Source organism: Herbaspirillum autotrophicum (assembly GCF_001189915.1).
GTDB classification, from domain to species: domain Bacteria; phylum Pseudomonadota; class Gammaproteobacteria; order Burkholderiales; family Burkholderiaceae_D; genus Herbaspirillum; species Herbaspirillum autotrophicum.
Genome location: NZ_LFLS01000017.1, coordinates 116,626 through 122,900, shown reverse-complemented (window position 1 = coordinate 122,900; position 6,275 = coordinate 116,626). Strand labels below are relative to the sequence as shown.

At 57.0% G+C, this 6,275-nt stretch carries 6 protein-coding genes and 1 tRNA gene; 3 read left to right on the top strand and 4 right to left on the bottom strand.

Annotation, left to right across the window (positions count from 1 at the left end):
- A partial coding sequence (locus AKL27_RS14785; RefSeq protein ID WP_050463603.1) for a DUF4136 domain-containing protein occupies nt 1-654 on the bottom strand: 654 nt, incomplete at its 3' end.
- A 254-nt stretch (nt 655-908) separates the two neighbouring features.
- Here AKL27_RS14785 and pepN point away from each other — a divergent pair.
- From pepN to AKL27_RS14770, 3 genes are all read left to right on the top strand, one after another.
- A complete protein-coding gene (gene pepN / locus AKL27_RS14780; protein WP_050463602.1) occupies nt 909-3,599 on the top strand; it encodes an aminopeptidase N in 2,691 nt (896 codons plus the stop codon).
- A 19-nt stretch (nt 3,600-3,618) separates the two neighbouring features.
- Nucleotides 3,619-4,623: a class 1 fructose-bisphosphatase gene (locus AKL27_RS14775; protein WP_050463601.1), complete on the top strand. Its 1,005-nt coding sequence runs from the start codon at nt 3,619-3,621 to the stop codon at nt 4,621-4,623.
- A 32-nt stretch (nt 4,624-4,655) separates the two neighbouring features.
- Nucleotides 4,656-4,731, top strand: a tRNA-Thr gene (locus AKL27_RS14770).
- A gap of 144 nt (nt 4,732-4,875) precedes the next feature.
- Here the strand turns inward: AKL27_RS14770 and AKL27_RS27195 are convergent.
- From AKL27_RS27195 to AKL27_RS14760, 3 genes are all read right to left on the bottom strand, one after another.
- Nucleotides 4,876-5,085, bottom strand: coding sequence for a SymE family type I addiction module toxin (locus AKL27_RS27195; RefSeq protein WP_083439060.1), 210 nt, complete (start codon nt 5,083-5,085; stop codon nt 4,876-4,878).
- Nucleotides 5,086-5,184: 99 nt separating this feature from the next.
- Nucleotides 5,185-5,775 carry an ORF6N domain-containing protein gene (locus AKL27_RS14765; protein WP_050463600.1) on the bottom strand — a complete coding sequence of 197 codons (591 nt, stop codon included), beginning with the start codon at nt 5,773-5,775 and terminating at the stop codon, nt 5,185-5,187.
- A gap of 11 nt (nt 5,776-5,786) precedes the next feature.
- Complete coding sequence (locus AKL27_RS14760; protein WP_050463599.1) at nt 5,787-6,197, bottom strand: helix-turn-helix domain-containing protein; 411 nt, start codon at nt 6,195-6,197, stop codon at nt 5,787-5,789.
- Between the last annotated feature and the right edge of the window lie 78 nt (nt 6,198-6,275).

Here is a 6,275-nt window from a genome sequence, read left to right as displayed (position 1 = left end):
AGGTTTGGCTGCCGCTGGTGTCGCTGCCGGCATGGCGGCAGCAGATTGCCGGTCATTGAGTTTCAGACGGATTTCACGCACCACACCGCTCGGTCCCGGAAAATCGGCAAAGGCGCTGCGCACCATATACGGCATGGCGGCGGCCAGACCGGCCTGACGGCCGTCGCTGTCGACCCGCACTTCATACAGCTTGCGGCCGTCGGCACGGTTGGCGATGCTCAGGTGCAATTGCCGGTTGTATACCGGGAAAGCGGTTTGTTGCGGTGGTCCGTACCAGAACGGGTCATAGAACGGATACCCGCCCATGCGACGCCAGCCCGGATAGCCCGGAGGTCCGTACCAGAACGGATCGTAGGCCGGCTGTGTGATGACCACGGTATCGTTCTGCACGCCGTAGCTGAACGACACTTTGAGCCTGGCTGATTGCGGCTGCTCGCTGAAGCCCAGACGCTGCAGTTCGGTGCGGATCAGTTGCTCGTAATTACTGTATTCCAGGCTGTTTTCCTGATTTTTGGCCGGAGCGAATACGTAAGTCTTGTCCTGCAGGCCGGCCGGCCAGGCGTGGAACGCCGTGACTTCGCTGTCGAAGGTCGTGGCGCATCCGCTCAGCAGTCCGCTGATTGCCACGATGACAAGTGCGAGGTAGCGCTTCATGGTGTTTCTCCGAGTAATGATGAAAGAAGGGGCAGCAACTGACATGCCGGCGACAAGACGCTGATGTCCGCTGCATTGGCTGGCTTTCTGCGGTCTGGCCGCGGCTGGCTGACGACCTTGCCGGTGCTGGTCGCCCGGCAAATGCCCGGCGAAGGGAATCGTTGGCATATTGTCGCTCTTTTCTGCCTATCTGCATCTGTTGATTGGTAAAATCGTGTTTTGTTCCTTTTGCTCCCCCTTCCGGACAGGCCTTCATGCGCACCGATACACCCCCCACGATTTACCGTAAAGATTACGCAGCTCCTTCTTATCTGGTTGATACCGTCGACATGGGTTTCGACCTGACGCCGGCCCGCACGCTGGTGGCGACGCGCATTGTCATGCGCCGCAACCCGGCCAGCAGCGAGCAGGATATCGTCCTGTATGGCGAAGAAATCGAACTGCTGCAATTGCGTCTCAACGGCAAGACGCTGCATGCCCGCGATTACCGTCTCGACGGCGGCATCCTGCGGATTCCGCGTGCACCGCAGGACAGCACGCTGGAAATCGAAACTGCGCTGCGGCCGGACCACAATACTTCGCTGATGGGACTGTACGTTTCCAACGGCAATTTCTTTACCCAATGCGAAGCCGAAGGCTTCCGCAAAATTACCTATTTTCCTGACCGTCCGGATGTGATGGCGCGTTACACCGTGATGTTGCGGGCCGACAAAAAAACCTGTCCGGTGCTGTTGTCCAACGGCAATCTGATCGAACAGGGCGAGTTGCCGGATGGCCGGCATTACGCCAAATGGGAAGACCCGTTCAAGAAACCGTCGTATCTGTTTGCGCTGGTGGCCGGCAATCTGGTCTGTCAGGAAGAAAGCTTTCGTCTCAAATCCGGCCGCGAAGTGTTGCTGCAGGTGTGGGTCGAGCACGGCAATCTGGACAAGACCCAGCATGCAATGGACTCGCTCAAGAACAGCATTCGCTGGGATGAAGAGCGCTTTGGCCTGGAACTCGATCTGGACCGCTTCATGATCGTCGCCGTCGGCGACTTCAACATGGGGGCGATGGAAAACAAGGGTTTGAATATTTTCAATACCAAGTTCGTGCTGGCCAATCCGCGCATCGCGACCGACATTGATTACGCCAATATCGAAGCCGTGGTCGGCCATGAATATTTCCACAACTGGACCGGCAATCGCGTGACCTGCCGCGACTGGTTCCAGTTGTCGCTCAAGGAAGGCCTGACGGTATTCCGCGATCAGGAATTTTCGGCCGACATGATCGGCACCGAGAGCGGTCGCGCCGTCAAGCGCATCGATGATGTGCGCGTGTTGCGGCAGGCGCAGTTCCCGGAAGATGCCGGTCCGATGGCGCATCCGGTACGTCCCGATTCCTTCGTTGAAATCAACAATTTCTACACCGTCACCGTCTACGAAAAAGGCGCGGAAGTGGTACGCATGTACCAGACCCTGCTCGGTCGTGACGGTTTCCGCAAGGGCATGGATCTCTACTTTGCGCGGCATGATGGTCAGGCCGTTGCCTGCGATGATTTCCGCGCCGCCATGGCAGATGCCAACCAGCGCGACCTGCAGCAGTTCGAACGCTGGTACAGCCAGGCCGGCACGCCGCGCGTTGCCGTCACCATGGCGTACGACGCTGCTGCCAAGACGGTGGAACTGACTCTGCGTCAAAGCTGTCCGCCGACACCGGGACAGACTGAGAAATTGCCTTTCCACATTCCGGTGGCAATTGGTCTGCTCGACGCCAAAGGTCGCGACATCGTGTTGCAAGCCGAGGGCGGCAAAGGCAAGGGCGCCATTACCCGCGTGCTGGAATTGACGCAAGCAGTCCAGACGTTCCATTTCTCCGGCATCAGCGAACGGCCGGTGCCATCACTGCTGCGCGGATTTTCGGCGCCGGTCGTGCTGGAATATTCCTATAGCGACGCTGAGCTGGCATTCCTGATGGCGCACGACAGCGATGCCTTCAATCGTTGGGAAGCCGGCCAGCGCCTGGCCATGCGTCGTCTGCTGACGCTCACGCATGCGGTACAGGAAGCGCGTCAGGCCGGCCACGTGGTGGCAGTTGAAAGCGTGTTGAACAATGTACTGCAAGACACCGCATTGACCGACGCGCTGCGCATCACGCTCAACGACAAAAAGCTCGATCCGGCATTCCGCGAACTGGTGCTGACGCTGCCGTCGGAAACCATGATCGCCGAACAAATGGAGGTGATTGATCCGCAAGCGATTCACACCGCGCGCCAATTCCTGCGCCGTTCGCTGGCGCAAGCATTGCGCAGCGATCTGGAAGCGATCTACAAAGCCAACCGCAGCAAGGGACCGTATCATCCCGATGCCGCCTCATCGGGCAAACGTGCGCTGCAAAACGTGGTGTTGTCGTATCTGGCTGAACTCGATGATGAAGCGGTGCATGCACTGGCGCAGAAGCAATGCGACAACGCCAACAACATGACGGATCGTCTGGCCGCGCTGGCGGCCCTGACCAACAGCCATGCGGAAGACAAGCAAGACGCGCTGGCCGATTTTTATGCCGAGTTCGAAGATGAGGCACTGGTGATTGACAAGTGGTTCACGTTGCAAGCGACGGCACGTACGACCGACGTCGATGCCGTGCGCGCACTGACACAGCATCTGGCGTTCACGCTGAAAAATCCGAACCGCGCACGCAGCCTGATTTTCAGTTTCTGCAACGGCAATCCGTCCGCATTCCACGCCACCGATGGCAGCGGTTATGCCTTCTGGAGCGAGCAGGTGATTGCGCTCAACAGCATCAACCCGCAAGTCGCCGCGCGGTTGGCGCGCAGCCTTGACCGCTGGCGCAAGTACGCACCGGCGTTGCAGGAAAAAATGCGCGCCGCGTTGCAAAAAATAGCGGACGCCCCCAATCTGTCGCGCGATGTCGCGGAAGTCGTCACCAAATCGCTCGCGCATTGATTTTCATAGGAAACGCATCATGACCAAACGTATCAGTCTGACCCAACATTTGATCGAGCAGCAGCGTCTGCATAACAAGATCCCCTCCGAACTGCGCCTGTTGATCGAAGTCGTCGGCCGCGCCTGCAAGAGCATCAGCCACGCCGTCGGCAAGGGCGCGCTCGGTGAAGTGCTGGGCAGCGCCGGCAGCGAAAACGTGCAGGGCGAAGTGCAAAAGAAACTGGATGTGATTTCCAACGAAATCCTGCTCGAAGCCAATGAATGGGGCGGCCATCTGGCAGCCATGGCATCGGAAGAAATGGAAACCATCCATCTGATCCCGAACCGTTATCCGATGGGCGAATACATGTTGTTGTTCGATCCGCTCGACGGCTCCAGCAACATCGATGTCAACGTGTCGATCGGCACCATCTTCTCGGTGCTCAAGGCGCCGGACGGCATGGCGACACCGACCGAACAAGACTTCCTGCAGCCGGGCGCCAGGCAAGTCGCTGCCGGCTACGCCGTCTACGGCCCGCAAACCGTGCTGGTGCTGACCACCGGCGACGGCGTGCACTGCTTCACGCTGGACCGCGAAATGGGTGCCTGGGTACTGACCCAACGCGACATCCAGATCCCGGCCGACACCAAGGAATTTGCCATCAACGCTTCCAACGAACGTCACTGGTATCCGCCGGTCAAGCGTTACGTGGATGAAATGAAGGCCGGCGTCACCGGTCCGCTCAAAAAAGATTTCAACATGCGCTGGATCGCCTCCATGGTCGCCGACGTGCACCGCATTCTCAACCGCGGCGGTATCTTCATGTACCCGGCCGATGCGCGTGAACCGGACAAGCCGGGCAAACTGCGCCTGATGTACGAAGCCAACCCGATGGCCTTCATCGTCGAACAAGCCGGCGGCGCAGCCACCAACGGCCATGAACGCATCCTCGACCTGCAACCGGAAAAACTGCATCAGCGCGTGGCAGTGTTCCTCGGCTCGAAGAATGAAGTGGAACGGGTGACGTCGTATCACAAGGAATGAGTGGTTTGACGTGATGCGGTCAACGTGATCACGCTGATGTAGCTCAGTTGGCAGAGCAACTGATTCGTAATCAGTAGGTCGGAGGTTCGATTCCTCTCATCAGCACCATCTTCAGATTGACTTGCAGAGATGCCAGTCAATCTGCGGAACCTGCATAGTACCGATCTGGTGATCTTCTAAGAAAAAAGAAAACTCCCTCAGCGGTGCATTTTGCACGAGTTGAGGGAGTTATCATAAAAAATCCTGCAGCTTTTAGTCCCGCGTAATGACCAAGCAGTCATTCATGATGCGCACGCGAATGCGCGTCTGCGGCGTAAATCCGGCTTGGAGCAACCACAGCCCGCGCAGCCGAATCCAGGGAATTTTCGGGTTCACGGCCGGATAAAGTTGCACGGTCAGGAAACGATCCTGTTTGCTTCTTTTAGATGGGGGTAGTTCTGGCGTATCATCTTGCCTAGCCATTGGCTCACTCCTGTTCAGTGGGTTAGTGGTCAGCGAACGGTCTGGGCTGCAACCCGGACTGTTCGCGTCTTTTACTGTTTCAACACAACTGCATTGCTACTACTTCTTCACGGCTTTTGGCTTGCCCGGTTTCTCATCGGGCGTAACGAATCCTATTGGCCGTTTCTTGACACTATTTGCAGGCGGCTCCATCAATTCCCGGATAGCCTCGAATACCTGCTTCAACTGCGCGCGGGTATTGTGCGCGAGTGTGTCATGGCGCAAAGCCAACGCCTCGGTGGTTTGCTCCAGTTCCTCCAGCTTGCGGGCCAGATCGTGGTGACTGGCCAAGACCTCGCGCAGCTTCACAAAAGCACGTACTACATAGACCGACATTTCCACCGAACGCGGCGAACTGAGCACGGTTGCCGCCATAATCGCCCCATGTTCGGTAAATGCCAGCGGCAGTTTGCGGCGACCGCCCCAGCTTGATGTCGCAAAATGCGACTTCAAGTTGCTGAACTCCTCGGCATTGAGTTCAAAAATGAAGTCCGCCGGAAAACGTTCGCGGTTGCGCCGGACCTGCTCGTTCAGACGACGTGTTTCCACGCCATAGAGCGCGGCCAAGTCAGCATCAAGCAATACCTTCTGTCCGCGCAATAACACGATGCGATGCGTTATCGTTTCCAGCGGTAATAGCTCACTACTCATGGGTGCTCCTTTTATACGTGACGTTCCTTGTCTGTTGCTTGTGCTGCGGATTCCATGCGATGCCTGAATATGAGTGCATCGATAAGCCGGATGGCGGCGTCCTGGTCTTCCTGCTGACACTGTGCCAAGGCCTGGAATCTCTCCAGCAAGCGCACATTGCTGATAGGCACCGCATCGGAGACTGTGCCCATCAGCAAATAATCGGTGGTGGTAACAAACACTTCTGCCAGTTGCAGCAGCTTGTCGGCTGGTGGCACATGCATGCCGGATTCATACTTGTTGAATTGCGAGAGCTGCAAGCCGATCCGGGCTGCAACTTCTTTTTGTGTCCAACGGCGCTGATTACGCAACTCCTTGAGTCGTTTGCCGAAAGCCCGGCGGTGTTCTTCGTTTTGCATAAGACCAATCATTAAATCAAACATGAAGAACTCCAGTGTAAATGGGATTCGTAAAATGATTTACTTGATGATCTTTTTGCGAATATATATCATATCGCAATA